A 25,555-nucleotide genomic window follows, 5' to 3' on the forward strand; every position below is an offset into this window, starting at 1 on the left:
GAACGAGCCGGCAGAGCCCGCTCAGCGGGCCTGCTGCACGAAGCGCGTCAGGTCCGCCAGCAGGGCCGGCCGGCGGCGGGTGCGCCACATCGCCACCAGCCCGGCCACCACCGGGGGGTCGAACGGGCGGATCACCAGGCGCCGCCCGTCGAGGTCCGGCGGGTCGTCGCCCACGCAGAGGGTGAAGCCGCCGAGGTCCTCGACGGCGTCGAGCATCGCCGCCTGCGCGTCGTCCAGGACGGGCACGTGGGTGACCTGCGGCAACCGCCCGTGGGGGTCGGGGAAGCAGGACAGGAAGAAGTCGTAGAACGGCCGGGTCTCGAGGCTGGGCGAGTAGACGACCAGGCGCCGGCCGGACAGCTCCCGCCGGGAGAGCCGGTCGCCCGCGGCCAGCGGGTCGTCGACCCGGACCACCCCGTGCAGCACGACGGGGGCGAACGGCGCGGACTCCAGCGAGTCGGCGCCCGCCGGCGGGGCGGTCCAGCCCACGGCCAGGTCGAGACGGTCGTCGAGCAGGTCGCGGACGACGTCGTCCTGCTGCTGGAGGTGCAACCGGAGCTCGACGTCGGCCCGGGTCGCGCCGAACAGCCGCACCCTCCGGACCACCGCCTGGGGACAGTCGATGTCGACGCCGACCCGCAGCGGCGTCCGGACCTCCGCCGCGCGCCGGGCCTCCCGGACCGCCAGGTGGGCCGTGGCGACCGACTCGCGGGCCCCGGTGAGGAACGCCTGGCCGGCCGCGGTCAGCCGGACGTGGCGGGTGTCCCGCTCGAACAGCGCCACGCCGAGCTGGCGCTCCAGCCGGCGGATCTGCTGCGACAGCCCGGACTGCGTGACGTGCAGCCGGGACGCCGCGCGCCCGAAGTGCAGCTCCTCGGCCAGGGCGACGAAGGGCGCCAGCAGACGGAGGTCCAGCTCCCCCACGGCGCCTGCGTACATCCATGACGGCCCGTCATCAAGACCGGGGGCACCCGTCATCACCGACGCCTTCCCCACCGCCCGCCGCGCCCGGGACGCTCTGGGTGCCCCGCACCACCCGTCACGAACGAGAGGACCGACCCGTGGAACTGGGCAGGCTCCGCGTCAACCAGCTCAGTGCGGCCGGCTGGGAGTGGTACCAGCAGTACCTGGCCGCGCTGGACGCCTACGACCTCGAGCGCTACTCGTCCTTCCTGTCCCCGGACGTCTCGATCCAGTTCGACAACGACGAGCCGATGGTCGGCCGGGAGGTCGCCGCCAAGGGCCTCGACCAGTTCTGGGGGTCGGTGACCGCCATGGGCTACACGCTGGTGCACGAGCCGCTCAACCTCTACGGCGACGACCACCGCTTCGTCCTCGAGGCCCTCAACCACTACGACGGCGCGGACGGCCGGCGGGTCACCGTCCGGGCCACCGCCTGGACCGACCGCGGGGACGACGGCGCGGTCACCTCCGTCCGCCTCTACCAGGACCTCTCCCCGCTGTACCGCACCGCCGGCTGAGGGGCAGCCGGCCCGGTCTACCGTCGGGAGGCCGGACCGACCCCGTCGACGGAGGCCCCAGGTGACCAGCGACCCGGAGGGCACCGGCACGGCGCACGACTGGCTGGCCACTGCCGCGGTCGACCCCGCCGTGTTCGACCTGCGACCGGACTACCGGGCGCTGCTGCTCACCGCCGACGGCCTCCTCGGCGGTCCCGGCGACGCGGTCAGCGAGCGGGTCCTGGCCGCCGCCGAGGACGACGCCCGGCGGCTGCTCGCCGGCCGGTCACCCGAGGAGCTGCCGCACCCGGCCGCCTGGCGGGAGGCCTACCGGGCCTTCGGCGCCCGGCCGCAGCGCACCCGCCCGAGCGTGGAGGCCCTGCTGCGCCGCCTCGACCCGGACGGCCTGCCCCGCATCGACCGGATCACCGACGTCTACAACGCCGTCTCCGTCGCCCACCTGCTGCCGATCGGCGGGGAGGACCGCGCCGCCTACGCCGGGCCGCCGCGACTGGTCCGCGCCGAGGGCGACGAGCCGTTCGACACCACCGCGGGCGGTGCGGCGGTCGTCGAGCACCCGGAGGCCGGCGAGGTCGTCTGGCGCGACGACGCCGGCGTCACCTGCCGCCGCTGGAACTGGCGGCAGTGCACCCGCACCCGGATCACCACCGGCACGAGCAGCGCCGTCTTCGTCCTCGACGTCCTCGACCCGCTCACCGACGACGACGCCACCGCCGCGGCCGACGCGCTCACCGAGGCGCTGCTGGCGACCAGCCCGGACGCCACCGTCCACCGGCGGGTCCTCGCCGGCCCGGGACGGGCTCCGGGAGGCTGACGGGTCGCCGGCGGCTCACCCCCCGGCCCGCGGGGACCGGACCACCGCCACCGGGCACGGCGAGTAGGCGATGCAGCGCAGGCTCACCGAGCCCAGCAGCAGACCCGACCAGGCGGTCCGGCCGCGCGACCCGACCACGAGCAGGTCGGCGGAGTCGGCCACCTCGGTGAGCACGTCCCACTCCACGCCCTCGAGGATCTCCGCCCGCAGCTGCACACCCGGGGCCTCGCCGTCCCACGCGTCGTGCACCGCCCGGCGCAGCGTGCCGTCGGCCTGCTCCCGCAGCGTGGTCTCCGGCACCGCCCACGGCGGGCCGCCGTAGCCGGAGACGGTGTCGGTCCAGGCGTGCACGACGTGCAGCTCCGCGCCGCGCAGCCGCGCCTCGGCCGCGGCGAACCGCATCGCGGCCACCGACTCCGCCGAGCCGTCGACCCCGACGAGCACCCGGCTCGCGGTGCCCTGCCGGGGCACGGCGCCGTGGGTGGACTCGTCGTCCCGGACGACGACCACCGGTCCCCGGGCGTGCTGGGCGCACTGCTGGCCGACCGAGCCGAGCAGCGCCCCGCGCAGGGGCCCCCGGCCGCGGGAGCCGACGACGAGCAGTCCGTCCTCGCCGGCGGCGTCGACCAGCTGCTGGACCGGGTGCCCGTGGCGCACCTCGGGGTGGACCGGGACGGCCTCGCTCCCGGTCGAGGCGGCGACCTCGGCGGTCTCCACCTCCATGCGGGACCGCACCTCCGCCTCGAGGTCGGCGACGTCCGGCCGGCCGAGGCCCCCGTCGTGGGCGTGCGGCGGCCGGTCCTGCGGCCAGACGGTGACCAGCCGGACCGCCGTCCCGTGCAGCCGTGCCTCCTGCAGGCCCCAGGCCAGGGCGGTGCGCGCGCCGGCCGACCCGTCGGTCCCCACCACGACCTCGCGCGGCCTCGTCGTGTCGTCCACGGTGCTCCCTCCTGTGTCCCGGTCCCGCTCCCCTACCCGCCGTCGACCCGGACCACCGGCGGCTGGGAGCATCCCCCGGGTGTGCACGGTGGTCGTGCGCTGGTCGGCGGGCCACCCGGTCCGCATCCTGGCGCTGCGCGACGAGCTGACGACCCGGGAGTTCGACGACCCGGGCCGGTGGTGGCCCGAGCTGCCCGACGTCGTCGGCGGGCGGGACCGCGTCGCCGGTGGCACCTGGGCCGCCACCGACGTCGGCACCGGCGTCACCGCGCTGGTGCTCAACCGGCCGCAGAAGCGGACCGCCGACGCGGGTGCCGCCAGCCGCGGCGTCCTCCCCCTGCTCGGGGTGGCCCACGGCGCGGACTGGCCCGCGCGGGTGCGCCTGGACGGGATGGCGAGCTTCCTGCTCGTCCTGGCGACCCCGGAGGGCCTCACCACCTCGGACTTCGACGGCGCGACGCTGACGACGACCGCGCACGGCGAGGGCACGACGATGATCACCTCGGGCGGCCCGGAGGACCGCAAGGCCGACCGCCACCTGTCCGCGTTCGCCGCCGCCGAGGTCCCGGAGGGGTGGCGCGCGCTGGTCCGCAGCGCGCCGCCCCAGGACGACCCGGGCGCGCTGGTGGTCCGCCACGAGGAGGACGGACTGGTCTTCGCGACCGTGTTCGGCGAGCTGATCGAGGCCCGCCCGGGCGCGCTGCGGCTGGAGCACAGCCGGCGCCCCTGGACCCCCGAGCCCTGGCAGGCACTCGACCTCACCGCGCCCCGGCCCCGGTGAGGACGCGCCGCTCGGTTCTTGACTCGTTCAAGAGAGGGCGGGAGGATCGGCGGCGTGCCGGACGCCGCAGACCTCGAACGCGCACTGCGCGCGGCGGGTCTGCGGGTCACCCGCCCGCGCCTGGCGGTGCTCGCCGCCGTCCACGCGCACCCGCACGTCGACACCGAGGCGCTGATCGGCGCCGCCCGCGCCCGCATGGGGGCGGTCTCGCACCAGGCGGTGTACGACGTGCTGCGCGTCCTGACCGACCGGGGTCTGGTGCGGCGCATCCAGCCGCAGGGCTCGGTCGCGCGCTACGAGGCGCGGGTCGGTGACAACCACCACCACCTGGTCTGCCGGTCCTGCGGCGCCATCACCGACGTCGACTGCGCCACCGGCGAGGCTCCGTGCCTCACCCCCTCCGGCGACGGGGGCTTCCTCGTCGACGAGGCCGAGGTCATCTACTGGGGCCGCTGCCGGTCCTGCGCGACGGCCCCGGCCACCTCTTCGCCATTCGACCGTTCCGCACCAGAGAGAGGCACACCGTGAAGGACGAGCGCAACAAGGTCGAGACCGAGAGCACCAGCGAGAGCGAGAACCCGGCGATCCCCTCGCCGACCCAGGTCACCAACCGGCGGCCGCAGAGCAACCGCGACTGGTGGCCCAACCAGGTCGACCTGTCGGTGCTGAACAAGCCCTCGAAGGACTCCGACCCGCTCGGCGAGGACTTCGACTACCGGGCGGCCGTCGCCGGGCTCGACGTCGAGGCGGTCAAGCGCGACCTCGTCGAGGTCATGCGCACCTCGCAGGACTGGTGGCCGGCCGACTGGGGCCACTACGGCCCGCTGTTCATCCGGATGTCCTGGCACGCGGCCGGCACCTACCGGATCGCCGACGGCCGGGGTGGCGGCGGGGAGGGCGGCCAGCGCTTCGCCCCGCTCAACAGCTGGCCGGACAACGCGAACCTCGACAAGGCCCGCCGCCTGCTGCTGCCGGTCAAGCAGAAGTACGGCCGCAAGCTCTCCTGGGCCGACCTGCTCGTGCTCGCCGGCAACGTCGCGCACGACGACATGGGCCTGCCGACCTTCGGCTTCGCCTTCGGCCGCGAGGACACCTGGCAGCCCAAGGAGACCTTCTGGGGACCCGAGGACACCTGGCTCGGCGACGAGCGCTACGCCGGCGACGCTCCCCTCGACCTCGACGAGGGCCCGCTCGCGAACGTGACCATGGGGCTCATCTACGTCAACCCCGAGGGTCCCAAGGGCCAGCCCGACCCGCTCGCCTCCGCGCACGACATCAAGGTCACCTTCCGCCGGATGGGCATGACCGACGAGGAGACCGTCGCCCTGATCGGTGGCGGCCACACCTTCGGCAAGACCCACGGCGCGGGCAACCCCGAGCTGGTCGGCCCGGAGCCCGAGGGCTGCCCGGTGCACGGCAACGGCCTGGGCTGGATCAGCCAGCACGGCACCGGCAAGGGCGCCGACACCATCACCAGCGGTCTCGAGGGCGCCTGGACCCCGACGCCGACCACGTGGGACAACTCCTACTGGGACACGCTGTTCGGCTTCGACTGGGAGCTCGTCGAGAGCCCGGCCGGCGCCAAGCAGTGGCAGCCGAGCAACCCCGAGGCGCAGGAGCTCGTCCCCGACGCGCACATCGAGGACAAGAAGAACCCGCCGATGATGTCCACGGCCGACATGGCGCTCAAGGTCGACCCCGAGCTGCGCGTGTACGCCGAGCGCTTCCGGAACGACCCGGAGTACTTCGCCGACCAGTACGCCCGGGCCTGGTTCAAGCTGCTGCACCGCGACATGGGCCCGAAGACCCGCTACCTCGGTCCCGACGTGCCCGCCGAGGACCTCATCTGGCAGGACCCGGTCCCCGCCGTCGACCACGAGCTGGTCGGCGAGGCGGAGATCGCGGACCTCAAGCAGCGCCTGCTCTCCTCCGGCCTGACCGTGTCGCAGCTGGTGCACACCGCGTGGTCGGCCGCGGCCTCCTACCGCGGCACCGACAAGCGCGGCGGGGTCAACGGCGCCCGGCTGCGGCTCGAGCCGCAGATCGGCTGGGCGGTCAACGCGGGCGTCCGCGACGTCCTGCCGGTGCTCGAGCGGGTCAAGGAGGAGTTCGAGCAGCAGACCGGCACGCGGGTCTCGCTGGCCGACCTGATCGTCCTCGGCGGCTCCGCGGCGGTGGAGAAGGCCGCGGCCGACGCCGGCGTCGAGGTGACCGTGCCGTTCCACCCGGGCCGCACCGACGCCTCCCAGGAGCAGACCGACGTCGACAACTTCCGCTGGCTCGAGCCGCGGGCCGACGGCTTCCGCAACTGGATCGCGCCGGGCAGCAAGCTCCAGCCGGAGACGCTGCTGGTCGACCGCGCCTACATGCTCGAGCTGACCGCCAAGGAGATGACCCTCCTGGTCGGCGGCCTGCGGGTGCTCGGCGCCAACACCGGCGGCACGACGCACGGCGTCTTCACCGACCGGCCCGGCGTGCTGAGCCAGGACTTCTTCCGCAACCTGCTCGACCTGGGCATCTCGTGGCGCACCTCGGTCGACACCGAGGGCGTCTACGAGGGGCTGGACGCCGACGGGAACGTCGTGCGCACGGCGACCGCGGCCGACCTCGTGTTCAACTCGAACTCGATCCTGCGGGGCATCGTCGAGGTCTACTCGGCCGACGACGCCCAGGAGCAGTTCGTGCGGGACTTCGTCGCCGCTTGGGTGAAGGTGATGGAGCTCGACCGCTTCGACCTGCGGTAGGCACTGCCCTCCGGATGCCCCGGCCCGCACCGCGCGGGCCGGGGCATCCGGCGCTGTCCCCGCCGACGACCAGCCGGCCCTCGCTGCCCGGCCGGGACCCGGTTGGCCAGCCGCCGGGTGAGGCCGTCGTAGCTGTCGAGCGTGCCGGTGACGTGCCCGCCGTCGTGCAGGTACACCGCCACGCCCACCGGCCGACCGCTGCCGCTCCAGGAAGGCGGCAGCCTGCGGGTGCAGGGGCATGCCCCTGCACCCGGGCGGTGCACCGGTCGCTCAGCGGTAGGCGCGGAAGAACCGCCGCATGTCCTCCGCCACGAGCTCCGGCACCTCCCACTCGAGGAAGTGCCCGCCGTGCGGCAGGTCGGTCCAGGAGGCCACGTTCCACTGCCGCTCGGCCCACTCCCGCGGCGTGGGGAACATGTCGGCGCCGGACATCGCCATGCCCGTGGGCACCTCCACCCGGCCCCAGCCGGCCGACGGGCCGCGCACGGTCTCGTAGTACAGCCGCATGGACGAGCCGATGGTCTGCGTCGCCCAGTAGACCGTGAGGTTGGTCAGCAGGTCGGCGCGGTCGTAGACGGAGTCGAGGTCGCCGCCGCAGTCGCTCCAGGTGCGGAACTTCTCCAGCACCCACGCGGCCAGTCCGGCGGGTGAGTCGTTGAGCGCGTGCGCGAGGGTCTGCGGCTTCGACGAGTGCTCCATCGCGTAGGCCATCTCGTTCTGGTTCCATTCCTGCGCCCGGGCGACGAACTCGCGCTCGGCGTCGCTGAGGTCCTCGGGCACCCAGCCGAGGTAGGGGTTGGTGCCCGACACGTGCAGGGCGACGAGCCGGTCCGGGGCGGTCAGGGCCAGCTCGCGCAGCACGCCGGCGCCCAGGTCGCTGCCGCGCCCGGCGAAGCGTGGGTAGCCGAGCTCCTCCATGACCCGGACGACAATCCCGGCGATGCGGCCGACGCCCATCCCCCGCTCGGCCGGCCGGTCGCTCAACCCGTAGCCCGGCAGGGACAGCGCCACGACGTCGAAGGCGTCCCCCGGCTCGCCGCCGTGCTCGTCGGGACGGGTCAGCATCGGCACGATCGGCAGCATCTGCACGAACGAGCTCGGCCAGCCGTGCAGCAGCACGACCGGCAGCGGCTCCCCCGCGCCGCGCCGGGGGGCCCGCTCGTGGACGACGTGGACCCCGAGGCCGTCGACGTCGACGCGGAAGTGCGAGACCGCGGCCAGCCGCTCCTGCTGCCGTGCCCAGTCGAAGTCGTGCAGCCACGTGTCGACGAACGACCGCAGCACGTCGGTGTCCATGCCGTAGTCCCAGCCCGCGCCGGGGATGGCGTCGGGCCAGCGGGTGGCGCGCAGCCGGGCGCGCAGGTCCTCCAGGACGGCGGGGTCGACGGTCGGGGTGAACGGGGTGACGGTCATGCGCTCCTCCCGGGGGCGTCGGGGCGGGACGGGTCCGCCTGACTGCTTCCGGTGGTGAGGTGCCGGCGGATGCGGGGTCGGCCGGAGCGGCCGGACCGCGATCGGGCCCGCCCCCGGCCAGGGGGCGGGCCCGACGCTCCAGGGACTAGCGGGACCTGCCGCTGTTGCCCACGGTGTACCGCGTCTGCGACTGCGGGTTGAGCGTGCCGGTCCTGTCCGACCCCGCACCGGCGATGGCCGGGTCGTTGAGCTTCAGGACGTCGAAGCCCTGCTGGATGTCGCTGCTGTAGACGAGGCCGTCGTAGAAGTACGCCGACCACGACCCGCCGAGCACCAGCTGGTCCGCACTGACCGGGCCACGGTCGAACCAGGCGATCTCACGCGGGTTCGCCGAGTCGGTGAAGTCCCACACCGAGATCCCGCCCTGGTACCAGGCCTGCACCATGATGTCGCGCCCCTGGGTGTTGGGGATCAGCGAGCCGTTGTGCGCGACGCAGTTCTCCTCGTTGGTCTGGGTCCGCGGGATCTTGAAGTACGACCGCTTCACCAGCTGCCCGTCGACGATGTCGTAGACGGCGTTGGCGCCGAGCTCGTCGCCGATGGTCGGGTTGCAGGTGGGGGCGCCGCCGCCGCCGAGCTCGTCGGTGAAGACGACCTTGGTGGCGTCGTTGTCGAAGGTCGCCGAGTGCCAGAAGGTGAAGTTCTCGTCGGTCACCGAGGACGTCACCTGCGGGTTCAGCGGGTCGCTGATGTCCATCAGCACGCCCTGGCCCATGCACGCGCCGGCGGCGATGCCCTTCTCGGGGTAGGCGGTGATGTCGTGGCACCCGCTGGTCGCGCTCCGCACCCGACCGGTGGGGAAGGCCTCGTCCGGCGCGGTGGTGGCCCCGGCGAAACCGCCGTCGGGGAACAGCACGGGCTCGGCGACGACCGCGGCCGACGCCGGGTCGGCGTCCGGGACGGCGACGATGCTGATCTTGTCGTGCGGGGTCTGGCAGTCCTTCTGAGCGGCACTGGGACCGTAGGAGGAGACGTACACCAGCATGCGGCCGTGGGCGGGGTCGGGGACCAGCGTGTTGGTGTGCGAGCCGCAGTCGGTCTCGACGCTGGTCAGCAGCTGGGGGTTCGACTTGTCGGCGATGCTCCAGACCCGGATGCCCTCCCAGTAGTCGGCGGTCGGGTCGGAGGTGGCCGGGCGGGTGAGCGCCGGGGCGTCGCAGTCGTCGCTGACGCGACGGGAGTCGGTCGAGGTGATGACGATGTCGCCGTAGACGGAGACGTCGTTCTGCGCGCCGAGGCAGGCCGCCTGACCGACGAGCGTCGGGCTGCCGGGCCGGCGCACGTCCCAGACGGAGAAGCCGTTGTAGTTGCCCTGGATCGCGTAGCCGTCGACGAAGGCCAGGTCGGAGTTGTAGGCGTCCTGTCCGGCGGCGATGCCGCTCTTCGGCGTGCTGCTGATCAGGCGCAGGTTCGGTGAGCTCGCCATCTGACCGGGCGTGGCCAGCGGCGCGCCGGAGTCGTCGAACTCGGCGATCTGGGAGTCGGTGAAGCACTCCGACTCGTCGACCTCCTCGCTGTCCTTGGACACGCAGTGGTCCGGGTGGGCCGTGGCGGGCGGCGCCACCAGCAGGCCGGCCGCCAGCCCCCCGGCGGCGGCCAGTCCCACGATCACGGACCGGCGGCGGGTCGTTGACCTCACGTACTGCTCCTCTCCGCGCCCCCCACGTGTCCCCCGTGGACCCGTCTGGAGGCGGCCGGACGGTATGCAGTTATCAACCCGTTACGGAAGGCCCACGCGGCGTGTCGCAACGCCGGGTTCCGTGTCGCTGGAGTCCCTCCAGACCGGCCGCCGGTGCCGTGGAGCCCGGTCGGCCGTCACCGCCGTCCCTCGCTCCTCGCCTCGATCCCCTCGGCCTCGGCCGCCAGGTAGCGATCGGTGAGGCGGCGGTAGAACCGTCCCACCACCGCGCCCACGGGCCCGGCCTGCTCGACCGACAGACTCACGCGGCTGCCGCCGGCACCGAGGTCCTCCACCCCGCTGCATCACGCGGACCGTGAGGTCCCGTCGTGGCCCCCGCCGGCCCGCTCCGGCGGTGCCGGGAGACGGTGACGCCGGGGTGACGACCTGGTGACGGGGCAGCGCCTAGCGTGCTCGCGCCCGGTGGAGCGGGTCCCCGCAGCGGTGGGGCGAGCCGTGACCACCGGGCCGTGACCACGTCGGCCGCCGTCGCCACGACGGTCAGGAGGGAGTCCAGGTGTCCGAGGACAGGAGCTTCTTTGCCGGACTCGGTTCAGGACTGGAGGGGGTCGAGGTCGAGGAGGTGTACGACGCCGTGGCGGACCCCACCGTCGCGAAGCGCATCGCCGACACCGACAACCCGTTCCACATCGAGGTCCGGTTCCTCGGCGGCCTGACGGAAGAGCAGAAGCAGGCGTTCAGGACGGCCGCGGACAGGTGGGCCGAGGTCATCGTCGGCGACCTTGAGGACGTCCGGCTACCGGACGGCACGGTGGTCGACGACGTCCGCATCGACGCTGCGGGGGTGTCCATCGACGGCCCCGGCCGGGTCCTCGGCCGGGCCGGACCCCGCCTCCTGCGGCCGGCCGGCAGCACGCACGAGTTCCTCCCGATCACCGGCATCATGGAGTTCGACGTCGCCGACATCCCCACCATGATCGCGCAGGACCTGTGGAACACCGTGATCATGCACGAGATGGGCCACGTCATCGGCATGCTCGACTTCGTCTGGAGCGCGAAGGGCTTCGTGGCCAACCGCAACACCCCGCAGTGGTCGTTCACCGGGCCGACCGCCATGGAGGAGTTCGGCAGACTGCAGGACCCGTGCGCCAACGCCACGATGGCCCAGCTCGCCGGCCTCCGGTCGGCGGCCGCGGACGGCGCGGACGGCGGCGTCCCCGTCCCGATCGAGGACGACTTCGGTCCCGGCACCATCGGCAGCCACTGGCGGGAGAGCGTCTTCGGCGCCGAGATGATGACCGGCTTCGTCAACCAGGGCGCGAACCCGCTCAGCAGGGTGACCGGCGGCGCGCTCGAGGACCTCGGCTACCAGGTGGACCTCGACGCCTGTGACGACTACAGCCTCCCGTCCGCCACGACCCTGGCCGTGATGGGCGTGCTCACGGCCGGGCGGATGCACGAGGTCATCGGCGAGATCGGCGGCACCGGTGGGTACGTCGAGCACCCGACACCCGAGGTCGCCCCGGACTCGGTGTTGACCGACCGGGGGTGAGGGCCGGTGCAGCCGCCCGGCGAGGAGGACTGGAGGTGGATCGACGAGCACGTCGAGCACCCCACTCCCGAGGTCGCCGGTGACGAGGTCCGCATCGTCGGACACGAGGAGCGCACCCTCCCCGGCGCGGACGCGGCCGCCGGGGAGGAGAGGCGGAGGGAGCCATCCCGGACGGATCCGGACCGGCCGGCGGAGACGCAGCAGGAGGACCGCTGAGACCGGGCGCGGACGGGCCTCCTCCGCCGTCCCGCGCTGACGATGCGGTCCCGCGGCAAGAGGAGCGACGATGGGCCCACTGACCGACGCGGTCGTGTACTCCGACATCGGCGGCACACTGGCCTCGGTCACGCTGTCCGCCGACGGGGAACGGATCGAGGAACTCGCCGTCTACCCGTACGTGCGCGGGGTGCTCGCCGAGCTCCGGCAGCGCGGCGCCCGTCTGGGCGTCCTCTCGGATCCCGGCCCGCTCCCCACGGACGAGCTCGACCGGGCGCTCGAGGACGCCGGCCTCTGGAGCGCCCTCGAGCCCGAGCTGGTCCTCCACGGGTCGAAGGACTCACCCCGCGTGTTCCAGCAGGCCCTGGAGCGCGCGGGCACCGCGGACCGCGTCCTCTTCGTCGGGGAGGACCCGGACGAGCGCGCTCAGGCCCTGCGGGCCGGGTTGCTGGTCGCCCCGCACCCCCTGTTGGCGACGGCGGTGCTCGACGACCGGGCGCACCTGCGCTACGTGCGGGTCACGGTCCCGCCGGACCACGCCCGCGAGGACTGGCGGAGCGCGCTCCGCGACCTGCCGCTGGTGCCCGTGCACGTCACCGGCCGCGACGGCACCACGGTGTACGCGATCGGCACGACGACGGCCGCCGCGCGGCTCGACGACCTGGGTTTCCGGGTCGACCGCCTCGGGGTCGAGGACGAGCCGCTCACGACGGAGCTGTACCTGCTGCGTGACGACCGCCAGGTCGACAGCGGTTTCCTGGCCCTCGACGGCAACTCGAGGGACTTCTTCCGGACGGGGGCCGCGGCCCGCGCCGTCCTCACCTCCACCGACGACGGCCTCGTCGTCGCCGTACCGGCGGGCCGGTCCGTGGAGGCACTGCACTTCGACGGCACCCGGCACGGGCACAACCTGAAGCTGGCACCGACCGCCCCGGCGACCGGGTGGGCCGACGACCGCGCCGGAGCGGCGGAGGTCGGCTCCGCCCCACCGACCGTCACCCCCGAGGAGAGGGAGGTCCTGGACGCCAGGATCGGGCCGCAGGCACTCACCGAGCACCTGGCGCGGTACACCGGGGCCACGCCGGTCTCCCCGGCCGGTGACGTCATCACCAGCAGGCACATCCACCACCGGCACAACGCGCTGGCCGTGTCGACGCTCGTCGCGGACCTCGCGCGGATCGGGTGCGGGCGCTTCGTCGTCCGTCGGCACCGCTTCGCGCACGAGGGTCGTCGACTGGAGAACGTCGAGGCCGAGTTCCCAGGGAACGGGCTGGACGGGGTCGTGCTGGTGACGGCGCACATGGACTCCACCGGCGCCCTGCACCGGGGATACGACCCCGCGACCGATCCCGCTCCGGGAGCCGACGACGACGGCAGCGGGGTCGCCGGGGTGCTCGCCACGGCGGACGCGTTCCAGGCGCTGGACGCGACCCTGAGCGTGCCCCGCCGGACCGTACGGTTCGTCCTCTTCAACGCCGAGGAGCACGGCCTCGTCGGGAGCCTGGCCTACGCCCGCGACCAGGCGCTCCTCGGGACCCCCGTCGTCGGCGTCTTCCAGCTGGACATGATCGGCTGGGACGTGCTGCCCGACCCCACCTTCGAGCTGCACGCCGGCTTCAGCGACTCCGCCACGATCGAGCGGCGGTCGCTGGCCCTCGCGCGGAGGATCGCCGCACTCGTCCCGCAGGTGTCCCCCTCGCTGCCGCCTCCGCAGCTGTACCCGCCCACCGGGGACACCGACCCGGCGGAGGCCCGCAGCGACCACTACAGCTTCCAGCTCAACGGTTACACCGCGTGCCTGGTCTCGGAGGACCTCTTCGCCGGACCCGGGCCCGGCGCGCCGCCGGCCGAGATGAACCCCCGCTACCACACGCCCGCGGACGCCTCCGTCAACGCCGGGTACGCGGCGGACATCACCCGCCTGGTGGCGGCCGCTGCCTGGTTCACCGCCACGCACTGAGCCGGGGTGTCATGGGGCACCGGGTCGAGGGCACGCTGCTGGTGTCCGGCCCCAGGCGCGGCGCCGGGCGGGGAGCAGGCCGGCGAGAGGCAGGTGGTGGGTCGTGGCGGTGCTGAGCATCGCGCTCGAGGAGGGGTTCGAGGGTGACTCCGTCGTGGTCGAGGTGGACGGCCGCAGGGTCCTCGAGCAGGAGGAGGTCCGGACCCGCGTGCAGATCGGGTTGGCCGACACGGTGGAGGTGCCGGCCGACGACGGGGTCGACGTCGACGTCGAGGTGCGTCTGACGTCGCGCCCGGCCGTCGGCCGGCTGCGGGCCCACGTCGCCGACCGGCTGTACGTCGGGGTCTCCGTCCACGGCGACGCCGTGGTGTTCCGGACCTCGCCGACGCCGTTCGGCTACGTCTGATCCCCGGTCACCCCACCGTGGTCTGCGAGTACCGGTCCCGCTTGCGTGCCAGCTCCTCGAGGACCGACGAGAGGACCCTCCGCCGGCCCACCACGCGGCGCGACAGGGTGTCGTGGGCCGCGCCCATCAGCCGACCGGCGACCTCCGGGTCGTCGGAGGTGCTCAACCGCTGCGAGGCCGTCTCGGCCTCCTGCGCGAAGCGGATGTGGCCGAGCGTCACGGCCGCCTCGTCGGCGCGGTCCACCAGGGCGTGCTCCAACAGCCGCCGGGCCTGCTCCGGCCGTGCCCTCCGGACGTCGACGGCCAGGCCCGCCGGGGAGTCCGAGCGTGCGGTCGCCAGCTTGTAGTCCGCTGCCGCGGGCAGGCCGAGGGCGAGCGCCGCGTGGACGGCGACCCGCCGGTCACCCAGGCGGTCGACCACCTCGGAGAGGGTGTCGTTGGCCTGCTCGAGCACCGCGGTGCCGCCGAAGGTCAGGGACCTGGCGACGTCCTCGGTGAAGACGTCCGGGGCGAGGGCCTCCTCCTCCCGGCTGTCCGGGGCCGCCACCCGCAGGGTCAGCGGCTCGGACACGACGTCCTCCTCGCCGTGGCGGAGGGCCGCCTGCACCCGGTAGGTGCCCGGCTCGGCGATCGCCTGGCCCTCGATGCCGGCCGAGACCAGCAGCGAGGAGTAGAGCGACTCGCCCGGTGCGAGCACCACGGTCTCCGGGGAGCGGCAGTAGCGCGCGAACGGGACGTGGCGGCGGGCCGGCCCGCGCGGCGGCTGGACGACCAGCGTCATGTCGTCGACGGAGTCCAGCACGTGGGCGTCCACCAGCTGCGGGCTCCCGGAGGTGTTGGTCAGCTTGGCCTCCACGACCACCGGCTCGAGGAACTGGTAGACGGGGCGCTCCCGGTTGACCCGCAGCTGCAGCCGGAGAGCCGGCTCGAGGGACACCTGGGCCTCGCCGAACCCGTGGTGGTCGAACCACGCGGCGTCGCCCATCCGGACGAAGCGCTCGGGGGCGTGCCGCAGGAACAGCAGCTCCGGGTTGCTGAACCGGAAGGCGAAGTCCGCGAAGAACGCCGTCTGCCCACCGGCGACCCGGAACGGGTAGTTCATGAAGCTGCGGGCCTCCGGTTCGTCGGGGAGACCGGGCACCCACGGCGTCCCGAGGGACTTCTGCCACGAGTGGGCCAGGTTGAAGGCGTGGCCCATCTCGTGGCAGGCCGTCCAGAAGACCATCCGCCGGACCCAGGCCTGCGGGTTGGCGTCGCCCGCAGGCGCCTGGGAGATGAACGAGTCGTTGAAGATCGCGGTGCCCTGGCGGTGGTTCGGGCCGATGTCGTCGAACATGATGCCGCCGAGGCTGGTCCCCTGTTCGTGCAGCGAGGCGAAGAAGACCCACATGGCCCACTGGGCGCTCGACGAGAAGCGCGACCAGAACACCTGCATGGCGTCGTGCATCTCCGCGTCGCTCCAGCGGGCGTCGGACCCGGCACCGGTGAGCGGCACGGTCCCGCCGGGGGACTCCGTGGCGTCGAAGCCGGCGCGCTGGAAGACGGTCCGGATGGTGAGCTGTTCGCACGGCAGCGACCCGGGCCGGTTCGGGTGGGCGCAGGTGTTGATGCTGGTCGTCGCCGACTCCCCGGTCGCGGCGTCGAACTCGAAGTCGACCGTGTGGAAGTACCGCGACGAGTACCGGTAACGGCGGGTGCGGCGCAGGCCCCCCGGGGCCTCGAACCTCGCCGTCGCCCGCATGTCGCCCGGGTCGCCGTGGCCGCCGACGTGGACGGTCACGGTCGTGTACGGGAAGGCCGAGGTGGCGCCGTCCTTGTAGTGGATGGGGCCACGCCACCGGTGGGGACCCATCGGCGTGAGCGCGGCGATCCAGTGCACCCGGTCCAGGCCGAGGCCGGCAACTCCACTGGCCACCTGCTGGGCGTGGGGGCCGTCGACGTCGAGGCGCAGCTCCTCACGCCCGGCCTGTGAGACCAGGAGCACCGGCGCCACGCGAGCCGTCCCGTCCAGGGCCCCGTCCACCGCGCCGTCCAGGAACGGGACGCCGTCGGCCGCCTCGCGGACGTCGACGGAGACGTCCTCGGAGTCCTTCGGATGGGCCGTGTACAGGCCACTGACCTGTTTCTGCTGTGGCTCCTGCCCGCTCTGGAAACGGATCTCGGGCAGCCCCTCGACGCTGACGTCGGTCGTCGAGGCAGCATCCGGCTTGACGATCATGTCGCTCTCCTCCGAGGTGGGCGCAGTGCAGGCCGAGCCTCTCCAGGGGGGCGTCACCGATGCGTCATCGGGGCGTCACCCCGGGCGGTGCCGCGTGGTCCTCGGTCCCGACCGGACATCCGCCTCGGGACCCGCATCGCACTGTGCAGTCACTCACGAGCTGTGGTGATGCGGCAGTGACGCCGCGGTGACGACCTGTGGGAACCCTTGCTCCCCAGGGTGCTGATCGGCCTCGCCGAACCGGCCTCTCCGTCGGCAGGGAGCGTCATCTGCGTGGAGCAGGGGCGCTCAGCACCGTCTTCCCGACGTGCCGGGCGCCATCGCCCCACCGACTCCCACCCACTGCACCTCGAGGAGAGCCGTCATGACGGAGACCGGGACCGCTCGCCCGCGCCGGACCTGCGCGACCATGCCGCACCACTTCCACCTCGCCGACACCGATCCGGTGTACCGAGAGAACAGACGTGCCATCGAGACCGACACGAGAGCGGCTCGGGTGGCGATGCGCACGGGCGTCATCCGCATCCCCGTGGTGGTCCACGTCGTCCACCACACGGAGACGGAGAACATCGACCAGAGCCAGATCGACAGCCAGATCGCCGCCCTCAACCGCGACTACCGCCTGCTCAACCCGGACAAGGGCCAGATCCCAGCGCCGTTCGGCGTCTTCGCCGCAGATGCACTCGTGGAGTTCGCACTGGCAGTACGGGACCCACAGGGCAACCCCACGTCGGGGATCACGCGCACGTGGACCTCGAAGGGAGCCTTCCCGTTCGACCCGTTCGATCCGCTGGCGACCGAGAAGCTGGACGCGATGATCAAGTTCGACCAGTTCGGCAAGGCCGCATGGCCCCGCGACTCCTATCTGAACGTCTGGACCTGCACCATCGGCGGTGGGCTGCTCGGGTACGCACAGTTCCCCGGCGGCCCCGCTGCGACGGACGGCGTGGTGATCAACAACGCGGCATTCGGCTCCGGTGGCACCGCCGAGGCGCCCTACGACCTGGGCCGGACCGGAGTGCACGAGGTGGGACACTGGCTGAACCTGTTGCACATCTGGGGGGACGACGGCGGCGGCTGCAGTGGCTCCGACAACGTGGACGACACCCCCAACCAAGCCGACTCCAATGGGTCCGAGGTCCGGCTGTCCGACTTCCCGCACATCACCTGCGACAACGGGCCGAACGGCGACATGTTCATGAACTACATGGACTACGTCGACGACGACACGATGCTCATGTTCACCAAGGGCCAGGTCCGGCGGATGAACGCGACCCTGGCGGGTCCCCGGGCGCCGCTCGCGAACTCGACCGGACTGACCCCCGTGGCCACCCCTCGGCTCGAGACCAGCAGCGACGCCGGCACCCGTTCGGCCGTCAGCGACGAGCGGGGCACCCGTCCGACCCTGGAGTTCGACGGGGTCTCATGGGTCCGCGTCGACTAGGATGACATCCGCTCCGAGCGGGGGGTTCACGTTGGGCGGACCGGTCGACACCCGTCTCCTGTGCCAGTCGTGGCTCCGTTCGCGGCAGGAGGACTCCGACACCGAAGAGGTCTACCGGCCGGCCGGGTTCGACTTCCCGCGGCGAGAGCGCAGTCGAGCGGGGTACCGGTTCGAGGCGGACGGCACGGTCAGGCGCGTGGGCATCGGGGCCGCGGACGTTCCCGAGGTCACGACCGGGGTGTGGCAGGTCGATGAGGAGAACCCGCATCGGGTACGCGTCGTCGTCGGCGGCTCGCCGCAGGTGCTGGAGATCACCGACCTCACCCCGGATCGTCTCGCCGTCCGACGTCCCTCGTCGATGGACTCCGGGTGAGGGCCGGACAGCTCGTGGCGCGACCGGTCACGGAAGCGTGTCGAGCTCAGCGGCGATGAATGCGACGTTCATCCGCAGGATCTCGAGCGCGAGATCGAAGGAGATGGTGTCGATGCGATCTCTCTCGGAGTGTTCGCGCTCGTTCGCCTGGTCGGCGCCTTCGATCGTGAGCACAGCCGGGAGGTCCGCCTCGATGAAGGGCAGGTGGTCGCTCCCCCAGGGGCTCAGCGACATCTCGACGACCAGCCCCGTGTAGGTGGCGGCCGCCAGCGCCAGGCCGTCGATGACGGCCTGCGAGACGGCGGCGCCCTCGAGCAGAACGCTGGTGGGTGTTCGGTTCAGACACCCGATCATGTCCATGTTCACGACGGCGCGGAGTCGAGCCCGCTCGGCGGTGTCGAGCCCGGAGACGTAGTGGCGGCTGCCGAGGAGACCCTGCTCCTCGCCTCCGAACACGATGAACCGCAGGTCCTCGGCGGCCGGGTGGTCGCGCAGCGAGCGGGCCAACTGCAACACGCCCGCGCTGCCCGAGGCGTTGTCGTCCGCTCCGGGGGCGGGCACGTCCGGCCCTCCCCCGGCGTCGTGGTTGACCGAGTCGAGATGGGCGGTGGCCACCACCAGCCCCCTGCTGCCCGATCGCCGTCCTGGGCGGTCAGCGATGACGTTCAGGCTGGCGCGTCCGTCGACGGTGATCGCCTGCGTCCACACCCCGTATCCCATGTCCTCGAGCTGACGGCCGACCCAGGCAGCCGCCTCGCGGAAGGAGCCGGACGTCGAGTGCCGGGTCGGGTAGGAGGCGAGGTGCGCCACGTCAGCCTCGTACGGAGCGCGGCTGACGCCGTCCACGAGCGCCTGGATCCAGGGGACGGGGGTACCCCGGCCTCGGCCGCTCGGCGACGAGGTGAAGACGACCTGTCGGTCGGCGAGGGATCGAACGACGAAGCGGGTTCCGCTCCCGTCGTGGAGGGCGGACTCGCGCGAGGGGTCGACGGCGACGACCAGGAACCTCCCGTGGTCCAGGAGCACGGGCACGTCGGGGTGCGCCTTCTGGAACGAGCGGCCGCACTGGATCACCAGGCGCAGATGGTCTCGTGGCACCTCCTGTGCTCGCCGTGGCGTCGTGCCGGCGTGGCGTCTCCCGCCGGTCGGGTCCGGTGGATCGACGAGGAAGACGTCGTCGCCGAACCTGGCCCAGCTGTGGGCGTCACCGCCGTCGACGTCGACGGCCCTCCATGGCGCGATCCCGGTGACGACGGGACGCGGCGAGGACGCGAAACCGTGCACGAGGGGGATCAGATCGGTGAGCGTCGTGATGTCACCCGACGCGCCTGGGGCGGTGGCGAGGTGCACGGCACGCATGCCGAGTGACCGGGCCGTCAGCACGTGGTCCTCGTTCTCGGTGACGAACAACGCGGACCCGAAGGACAGGCCGGGGCTGAACTTGTCCAGCGCCGCTCGGAACACGCGCGGGTCCGGCTTGTGCACCCCGACCTCGGTGGAGAGGGTGACTCCCACCTCCACGGGCTCGAAGAAGTCCCGGATGTGGAGTTGGTCCAGGATGGCCAGGTAGCGCCGCCGGATGGCCGGGATCTCGGCGGGGCTGCGCGGCATGTCGAAGTCGGACACCAGCCCCCTCCTCACCGGCTGGTGCTCCTCGTCCCGGATCCGGCCGATGGCCGTCAGGGTCTCGACGGCGCCGGGGAGCAACGTGTTCTCGTGCTCGAGGGTGTCTCCCAGGTCGAACAGGACCACCTTCATGGCGGATCCTCCCCATCTTCGCCGGCACCACGCCCGGAGTGCTGCGCGGGGCAGTCGGGTCGTTCAGCGGCGTACCGGCGGATCGGGCGCGAACGTGAGCTCCTCGGGCAGGTGCACCAGTCGGATCCCCTCGGCGGTCAGGTCGTAGAGGTCGTGCAGGTTGCCGAGTTCTCCGGTGGGCAGCAGGACCCGGTCGTCGCGGTCGATCGGGTCGGCACGCAGCCAGGTGTCGAAGGACGTGAGGTCACGGTGACCGGCCTTGAAGTACCTCACCAGTCGCCGGTACAGCTTCGGGAACATGATCAGTGTGGACAGATCTGCCACGCCGAGCGGATCGACACGGGTGGTGGTGGTGAGGTCCTCCCCGGGCCAGAGCCCGACACCGTCGGCGCGGGCGGTCGTGGTGAGCTGGCGCATCCGGTGGATCACGTCCAGGGGCGTGGTGGCGTACAGCTCGGCGTAGGCCAGGCCGGCGCGCACGAGTTCGGCGTTGACGCTCGACTCGAGGAGTTCGTCGTCGACGAAGGCGCGATCGCCGTCACCGACGCCCTCGAGCCCCGGCAGGGCCGGTTCGCCGGTGTAGACCAGGCCGAGGACGCGTCCGTTGCTCTCGACTCCGATGGCCAGCAGGAAGCCGCGGAGCGGGTGGTGCTCGGCGGTTCTGACCTTGTTCGGCCGGTCCGCCCAGAACGTCACCTCACCGAAACCGATGGTCTGCAGCATGTGGTCGCGCGCTGCCTCAGCGAACTCCAGATCCTGGTGCTGGTTCTCGAAGTGGATCTCCAGGGTGTCGATGCCCTCGAACCGGGTGCTGTACGTCCCCAGGTGGCGTCGATCCGGTCCGACGGCGCCGAATCGAGGTAGGCCGCGGACCAGGTCGTCGTTGTCCGGCAGGAAGTTGACCGTGTCGCCGTCCGGTTCCGGTCCGTTGCGGGGGAGATCCGGGTAACGGATGTAGAAGTCGCCCAGGACCAGCGTGTAGCGCGGCGCTGCCATCGAAGCCCCTCCCCTGCGTCCATCGACGCCGTTCCCGAGATCCATGGCCTCGTCGACGATCCCGACCCCTCTCGTGGTGGCGCGTTGGAGGTCCCGCGGCTCCTGGAACCGGTGCGCATGGACGAGGGCAGGCGTCCGCATCGCTGACGTGCACGAGCCGGCGGCAGGCGGGTCACCCGGCGGCGCGGTGCGACTGCACCCACGCTGCGAGGCCGGGGTTGCGGGGACGGTACGGCGGATCGGCGTCATCCCAGCGGCGCAGGACGCTGCGGTCGAGCGTCTCCTCGACCGTCTTGCCGACCGGTCGCAGGAGCGGCTCGTTCAGCGGCCACAGGCGGGCGAGGCGGCCGAGGGCCGTCTTCTGGAAGTCGTGGATCGGCCCGTTCCACTCGGTTCCCCTGAGCGGGGCGTCCGGCGGATCGACGACGAGCCCTGCCGCGACCGCCCGCTCGACGATCCACTCGCGGGCCAGCAGCGACAGCGGGTTCTCGGTGGCGGGCGTGAAACTCCCGCCGCCACCGATGTTGCCGTGTGCCCCGACGAACCAGCGCTGCTCGACCTCGGTCCGGTGGCCCGGGACGGGTTTCGGCACATCGGTCCACAGCGTCGGCTCGAACTGCCTGCGGTGCTCGTCGACGGCGACGGCGTGACAGGCGACGTCGACCAGCCCGCTGAGGTTCGTGTCGTGGAACTGGTACTTGCGGCGGGTGAGGAAACGTCCCAGGCCGGCGGGGATCCCGAGGCTGCCGACCGTGTCGAAGACCCCGATGAAGCGGATGCGCACGAGCCGTGAGCGCTGCAGGACGAGTCGATCCTCGGCCGTGCGCGCCGGCTGCTCACCGGTCTGCATCTCCCGCAGACCGGGCGTCTTCCTGTTGCGATAGCGCTCGAAGACCCTCTCGGCGGACAGGTCATCGGGGTCCAGCAGCCCGCACTTGGCGATCATCCCCGCCAGGCTCCGCGCGGTGAACGCCCCGCGGCTGTAGCCGATCAGGAAGATGCGGTCGTCGTCGGAGCGGTGGTGCCGCGCGACGTGGCCGTAGGCCCGGCGGATGACCTTCTCCAGGCCGTGGCCGAACAGGCCACCCCGGATCCGGTCCAAGCGGCCGGTGCCGACCCCCTCGAGGTAACAGCGCTCCTGCGCCAGGCCGGCCGCGTCGGGGGGCACCCGCCCGTGGATCTGCCCGACGTTGGTGTTGGTGTTGGTGTCGCTCCACGTGCCGTCGAGCAGCACGGGGATGTTGATGCCGCGGCGTCCTCCCCGGCTCGCCGTCCCTCGTGCGTCCGCGTTCGTCACGGTCATCCCCCTCGGACCGGGGTCGTCACCCGACATGGCCGTCGGCGTCCACCCGATCGTCGCGGTGCGGCGTCACGTCGGCGTCACCGCGCCGTGAAGGGTCTGCCAGCGACCACCCCGCATGCCCACGGTGACGACCCGCGTCGGCGATCGGTCTGGTGCCACGACGCCCTGGAGCGCCACCGGCCGGCCGGACGCCGGATCCAGGCCTGTCCCGAGCCGGACGTCACCACCACGGGGGCCGCTGTCCGGCGCCGCCTCGGTCACGGTCACGGTCGCCGGGCTCGACGCAGTTGGGCGGCGAACGCCCCCGGATCGGCCCTCGTCACCCGGTGTACGGCCGAGACGATCCGAGCCACGTCCAGCCGCTCGACCTCCCCTCCGGTCTCGATCGGGAGCGTGCCCAGCACCTCGCTGCCGTAGCCGAACTCGATGCGGCCGATCAACGGCACGTCGGTCGGGAAGTAGGCACGCAGCGACGTCCCGTCGTCCGACACCTCCGTCATCAGCGCCCCCGTGGACGACTGCCCGTCGCTCAGCCGGACGAAGGGCACCACATCCCGCTGGGGGAACTGCGGCCCGAGGACGTCGAGGCGCAGCAGCAGGTGCGGCCGGGCCGCGACCTCGCGCACGGTCTCCCGGGCGCGCCACCTGACACCACCGTCCGGCACGGGGACCACCGACATGATCCGTCGCCCCTTCCGTCGATCGCCGTCTAGTCACTGAACTCGACGTTGTCGAGCGCGATGTCGCCCGTCGGCACTTCGGTGAAGGAGAACGTCACCGCCACGACGTCGCTGAGGTCGACCGGTTCGTCGCCGTCGGAGGCACTCGTGTACGCGGCGAGGGGGATGCGGACGGTCGTCATCGCCGACTTGACGTTCCCGGGTTCGTTCGCGGCCGCCTCCACCGGGATCGAGCCGAATGCGCTCACTCGTACCGAGCGCTCGTGGCCGCTGCCGTCCTCCAGCACGACACGCAGGTCCTGCGGACGCGTCGCCGGGTTCGACGGGCTCTTCGCCACCCTGGCGACGCTGAAGCTGAGCACCGCGAACGTCCGCACGTCCCGCGCCGCGGACGGAACCGACATCGACAGCGCGTCGGAGGTGCTGTTCCAGGCGAGACGCAGCCCGCCGGTGTCGTGCGGTGAGCGGTCGTCGTGCGGGTACAGCTGGGCCTCGACCGGGTCGGCCGGCAGGCCCACCTGGGTCACGGCGCCACCCAGCGTCCCGGTCTTCCAGCTGGACGGGGTGTGCGCACCCTCGAAGTCGTCGAGCGTCCGGCGCCGGGTGGAGCGGTACTGGTGGTGGATCCTGGCGCCGGTCGACGCGACGCTGCCCGGGACCGAGTCACCGCGCAGCACGCCCGTCCACTCCGGCTCCTGACGCAGCGTCGCCCGGAAGAAGGCGTTCGCGTCTGCGAGCAGGATCGTGCGCTGGGCCGAGGTGGGGAGCAGTGGAGGCGGCGAGGCCTCGTTCGTGGTCACGAAGCCGTTGTGGGTCGCGTTCTCGACGAAGCTCATCGACTTGTCCCGGCCGTCGGCCCGGTCGTACAGCGAGAAGCCCGACTGGCGCACGTCGTAGCCCGCGTAGGGCGGCCATCCGGAGACGTCCGCGTCCTTGGCCCCGTACAGCACGTGCAGCGGCACGGCTCTCAGTCCGACGAGCGTCTCGCGCCCGTACTGATCGGTCGGCGCGAGGGCGAGGACTCCCTTGAGTCCGATGGCCAGCCCGAGGGACCGGTTGAGGCGGGCGATCTTGAACACCGCCTCCCCTCCCCGGCTGTGCCCGAGGACCCCCACGGAGTTCTGCAGCACGGCTCCGAACAGCACTCGGAGCAGGCCGAGGTGGTCGAAGAAGGCGTTCGCACGGGCCAGGCCGTGCACCCCGTTGGGCATGTGTATGGAGGCGCTCACGAACCCGTTGGCGGCCAGGTGCTCCAGGAGGAACGCATAGCTGGTGAACTGGTGGCCGTTGCCGTGCACCACCACGACGACCGGGTAGTCGGGCCGCGCCGTGCTGACCTGGGCGGGCGTGGTCGCCCCCGGGGCATCGGCCGGGAACCGGACGATCGCCTGGCGGCGGAAGGTGCGGCTGACCGGGGTGAACGCCCCCGGCTCGAAGTACGCGGTGTTCTGTCCTCGACGGTCAGCGAGGTGCTGAGGCCCTTCGCGAGGAGCAGTGACGCGTCGATGGTGAACGCCCCGACGTGCCGGAACTCCCTCAACGTGCCCGGATCGGGCAGCACGCGCGAGCCGGACGCGACGCCTGCTCCGATGACCTCTGACACGGCTGTCCCGGTCACCTGCGCGGACGGAGCCACGGCCTGCCGGACAGGCTGGTCGACGAGGGTCTGGTCGCGCACCAGGAGGCCCGGGGCGAACCGGCCGACGACGAGGTCGTGCCGGCTCAGGGCAGGCAGCTCGTCAGCCTCGAAGCCGTACCGCACGGGGCGGACGACCAGGTCGAAGGAGCCAGGAACCAGCCGGTCCGCCTCGATCAGTCGGACGGGTTCCTCCGGCCCCGCGACGACCGTCTCGACCACCAGCGGTCGGCCGTCGATGTCCGTCACCGGCTCGATGGCATCACCGACGACCCACTCCGACTGCGACGGCACGACGGACACCCTGATGACCGTTCTCTCCCGGACGCCGTCGAGGCGGAGGAACAGGAGGTCAGCCGTACCCGTGACCACGTCCGACGGCCGGCCGGCCGCATCGCAGACGAAGCCGGACGGCGTGCCGCCGGTGTCCACGATCGGCAGCGTCGCGCTCGCGACGGTCCGGCCGGCCGCGTCCACCGTGACGGACAGGGCACGGCCGGCCCACCGCCGGGCTGCCTCCGCCGGGGTCGGCCCACCGTCTGCGCCGGTGAGGCCGAACCGCGGCGCGACCACCGTGGGCGGCAGCGCGCCGAGCTGGTCGGCCACCAGCCGGTGAGTGGCGTACGGCTCGCCGTCAACGGTGAGCGCGACCGTGTGCACACTGCCGGGCCGCAGGCGGGCGGCCGACAGCAGCAGGGTCTGCCCCACCGCGAGCCGGTCTCCCGCGCCGCCGTCCGTGATGAGGACGAGTTCCCCGCGCGTCAGGACGGATGCGAGGTCGGCGCCGGGGACGGCGATCTGCAGGTCGTCCGAGGCGAGCTCGGACAGCGGGACGGGGGCAGTGCGGTGGACGGGCGGGCCGTCTCGGTCCAGGCTGACGACGAAGCTGAGGGAGGGGTCGTGCGCAGGGGACACGCCGGCCAGCGGGGCCTCCAGTCGGAAGGCTCCGTCGCCGTCAGAGACCGTCCCTGGCAGCGGAGACGACGATCGCGTGATGGCCGTGACGGCCATGCCGGCCAGTGGTGCGCCGCTGTCGGCGTCGACCACCCGGCCGTCGAGGACCAGATGCGCCACCATGTCGCCTCCGACGGATCGAGACCAGGCGATGGCATCGCCAGGAGATGTCACCGATCAGGGATCTG

General features: G+C 72.7%; 23 protein-coding genes. 11 read left to right on the plus strand and 12 right to left on the minus strand.

The window, feature by feature from the left end; translation table 11 throughout:
- Positions 1-21 precede the first annotated feature (21 nt).
- On the minus strand, positions 22-924 hold the full coding sequence (locus tag ACI79V_RS10175; protein WP_456888874.1) for a LysR family transcriptional regulator: 903 nt from the start codon (positions 922-924) through the stop codon (positions 22-24).
- Positions 925-1,061: 137 nt separating this feature from the next.
- On the opposite strand from ACI79V_RS10175, the gene ACI79V_RS10180 reads away from it, so the two are divergent.
- Both ACI79V_RS10180 and ACI79V_RS10185 read left to right on the plus strand, forming a co-directional pair.
- The gene (locus tag ACI79V_RS10180) at positions 1,062-1,481 is read left to right on the plus strand and encodes a nuclear transport factor 2 family protein (RefSeq protein WP_456888875.1); all 420 of its coding nucleotides are present in this window, start codon (positions 1,062-1,064) and stop codon (positions 1,479-1,481) included.
- A gap of 61 nt (positions 1,482-1,542) precedes the next feature.
- A complete protein-coding gene (locus ACI79V_RS10185) occupies positions 1,543-2,295 on the plus strand; it encodes a B3/B4 domain-containing protein (RefSeq protein ID WP_456888877.1) in 753 nt (250 codons plus the stop codon).
- A 15-nt stretch (positions 2,296-2,310) separates the two neighbouring features.
- Here ACI79V_RS10185 and ACI79V_RS10190 read toward each other — a convergent pair whose 3' ends face one another.
- Entirely contained in the window at positions 2,311-3,234 is a 924-nt protein-coding gene (locus ACI79V_RS10190) for a universal stress protein (protein WP_456888878.1), read from the minus strand.
- Between the two features lie 79 nt (positions 3,235-3,313).
- Here ACI79V_RS10190 and ACI79V_RS10195 point away from each other — a divergent pair, with 79 nt between their 5' ends.
- Genes ACI79V_RS10195 through katG form a run of 3 tightly spaced genes read left to right on the plus strand, consistent with a single transcriptional unit; the run spans position 3,314 to position 6,759 of the window.
- Positions 3,314-4,015: an NRDE family protein gene (locus tag ACI79V_RS10195; protein ID WP_456888880.1), complete on the plus strand. Its 702-nt coding sequence runs from the start codon at positions 3,314-3,316 to the stop codon at positions 4,013-4,015.
- Positions 4,016-4,069: 54 nt separating this feature from the next.
- Positions 4,070-4,543, plus strand: a complete 474-nt coding sequence (locus tag ACI79V_RS10200; RefSeq protein ID WP_456875075.1) for a Fur family transcriptional regulator — start codon at positions 4,070-4,072, stop codon at positions 4,541-4,543.
- Positions 4,540-6,759: a catalase/peroxidase HPI gene (gene katG, locus ACI79V_RS10205; RefSeq protein WP_456888882.1), complete on the plus strand. Its 2,220-nt coding sequence runs from the start codon at positions 4,540-4,542 to the stop codon at positions 6,757-6,759. The genes ACI79V_RS10200 and katG overlap by 4 nt, the downstream gene beginning before the upstream one ends.
- A gap of 270 nt (positions 6,760-7,029) precedes the next feature.
- Here katG and ACI79V_RS10210 read toward each other — a convergent pair whose 3' ends face one another.
- From ACI79V_RS10210 to ACI79V_RS10220, 3 genes are all read right to left on the minus strand, one after another.
- Positions 7,030-8,172: an epoxide hydrolase family protein gene (locus ACI79V_RS10210; RefSeq protein WP_456888884.1), complete on the minus strand. Its 1,143-nt coding sequence runs from the start codon at positions 8,170-8,172 to the stop codon at positions 7,030-7,032.
- A gap of 145 nt (positions 8,173-8,317) precedes the next feature.
- Entirely contained in the window at positions 8,318-9,871 is a 1,554-nt protein-coding gene (locus tag ACI79V_RS10215) for an LVIVD repeat-containing protein (RefSeq protein WP_456888886.1), read from the minus strand.
- A gap of 176 nt (positions 9,872-10,047) precedes the next feature.
- Positions 10,048-10,176: a hypothetical protein gene (locus ACI79V_RS10220; RefSeq protein ID WP_456888888.1), complete on the minus strand. Its 129-nt coding sequence runs from the start codon at positions 10,174-10,176 to the stop codon at positions 10,048-10,050.
- A gap of 251 nt (positions 10,177-10,427) precedes the next feature.
- Here ACI79V_RS10220 and ACI79V_RS10225 point away from each other — a divergent pair, with 251 nt between their 5' ends.
- The 4 genes from ACI79V_RS10225 to ACI79V_RS10240 all read left to right on the plus strand — a co-directional run bounded on the left by ACI79V_RS10225 (position 10,428) and on the right by ACI79V_RS10240 (position 14,005).
- Positions 10,428-11,423 (plus strand): leishmanolysin-related zinc metalloendopeptidase, encoded by a 996-nt coding sequence (locus tag ACI79V_RS10225; protein ID WP_456888889.1) that lies wholly within the window; start codon positions 10,428-10,430, stop codon positions 11,421-11,423.
- A gap of 6 nt (positions 11,424-11,429) precedes the next feature.
- Positions 11,430-11,639, plus strand: a complete 210-nt coding sequence (locus tag ACI79V_RS10230; RefSeq protein ID WP_456888891.1) for a hypothetical protein — start codon at positions 11,430-11,432, stop codon at positions 11,637-11,639.
- Between the two features lie 70 nt (positions 11,640-11,709).
- Complete coding sequence (locus ACI79V_RS10235) at positions 11,710-13,599, plus strand: M28 family peptidase (RefSeq protein ID WP_456888892.1); 1,890 nt, start codon at positions 11,710-11,712, stop codon at positions 13,597-13,599.
- A 103-nt stretch (positions 13,600-13,702) separates the two neighbouring features.
- Complete coding sequence (locus ACI79V_RS10240; protein WP_456875044.1) at positions 13,703-14,005, plus strand: hypothetical protein; 303 nt, start codon at positions 13,703-13,705, stop codon at positions 14,003-14,005.
- 7 nt (positions 14,006-14,012) lie between these two features.
- Here ACI79V_RS10240 and ACI79V_RS10245 read toward each other — a convergent pair whose 3' ends face one another.
- Positions 14,013-16,223, minus strand: a complete 2,211-nt coding sequence (locus ACI79V_RS10245; RefSeq protein WP_456888894.1) for a hypothetical protein — start codon at positions 16,221-16,223, stop codon at positions 14,013-14,015.
- A gap of 364 nt (positions 16,224-16,587) precedes the next feature.
- Between ACI79V_RS10245 and ACI79V_RS10250 the strand changes: the two genes are divergently transcribed.
- Complete coding sequence (locus ACI79V_RS10250) at positions 16,588-17,667, plus strand: M43 family zinc metalloprotease (RefSeq protein WP_456888895.1); 1,080 nt, start codon at positions 16,588-16,590, stop codon at positions 17,665-17,667.
- 196 nt (positions 17,668-17,863) lie between these two features.
- Entirely contained in the window at positions 17,864-18,040 is a 177-nt protein-coding gene (locus ACI79V_RS10255) for a hypothetical protein (RefSeq protein WP_456888897.1), read from the plus strand.
- 27 nt (positions 18,041-18,067) lie between these two features.
- Here ACI79V_RS10255 and ACI79V_RS10260 read toward each other — a convergent pair whose 3' ends face one another.
- The 6 genes from ACI79V_RS10260 to ACI79V_RS10285 all read right to left on the minus strand — a co-directional run bounded on the left by ACI79V_RS10260 (position 18,068) and on the right by ACI79V_RS10285 (position 25,490).
- Positions 18,068-19,666, minus strand: coding sequence for a M20/M25/M40 family metallo-hydrolase (locus ACI79V_RS10260; RefSeq protein WP_456888898.1), 1,599 nt, complete (start codon positions 19,664-19,666; stop codon positions 18,068-18,070).
- A 195-nt stretch (positions 19,667-19,861) separates the two neighbouring features.
- On the minus strand, positions 19,862-20,839 hold the full coding sequence (locus ACI79V_RS10265) for a thermonuclease family protein (protein WP_456888900.1): 978 nt from the start codon (positions 20,837-20,839) through the stop codon (positions 19,862-19,864).
- A gap of 127 nt (positions 20,840-20,966) precedes the next feature.
- Positions 20,967-22,091 (minus strand): DUF2235 domain-containing protein, encoded by a 1,125-nt coding sequence (locus ACI79V_RS10270; protein ID WP_456888902.1) that lies wholly within the window; start codon positions 22,089-22,091, stop codon positions 20,967-20,969.
- 269 nt (positions 22,092-22,360) lie between these two features.
- Complete coding sequence (locus ACI79V_RS10275; protein ID WP_456875037.1) at positions 22,361-22,723, minus strand: hypothetical protein; 363 nt, start codon at positions 22,721-22,723, stop codon at positions 22,361-22,363.
- A gap of 83 nt (positions 22,724-22,806) precedes the next feature.
- The gene (locus ACI79V_RS10280; protein ID WP_456888904.1) at positions 22,807-24,081 is read right to left on the minus strand and encodes a hypothetical protein; all 1,275 of its coding nucleotides are present in this window, start codon (positions 24,079-24,081) and stop codon (positions 22,807-22,809) included.
- The gene (locus ACI79V_RS10285; RefSeq protein ID WP_456888906.1) at positions 24,003-25,490 is read right to left on the minus strand and encodes a hypothetical protein; all 1,488 of its coding nucleotides are present in this window, start codon (positions 25,488-25,490) and stop codon (positions 24,003-24,005) included. Before ACI79V_RS10285 ends, ACI79V_RS10280 begins: the two co-directional genes overlap by 79 nt.
- Positions 25,491-25,555 lie beyond the last annotated feature (65 nt).

The sequence above is a fragment of the Geodermatophilus sp. SYSU D00700 genome (genome assembly GCF_054050255.1).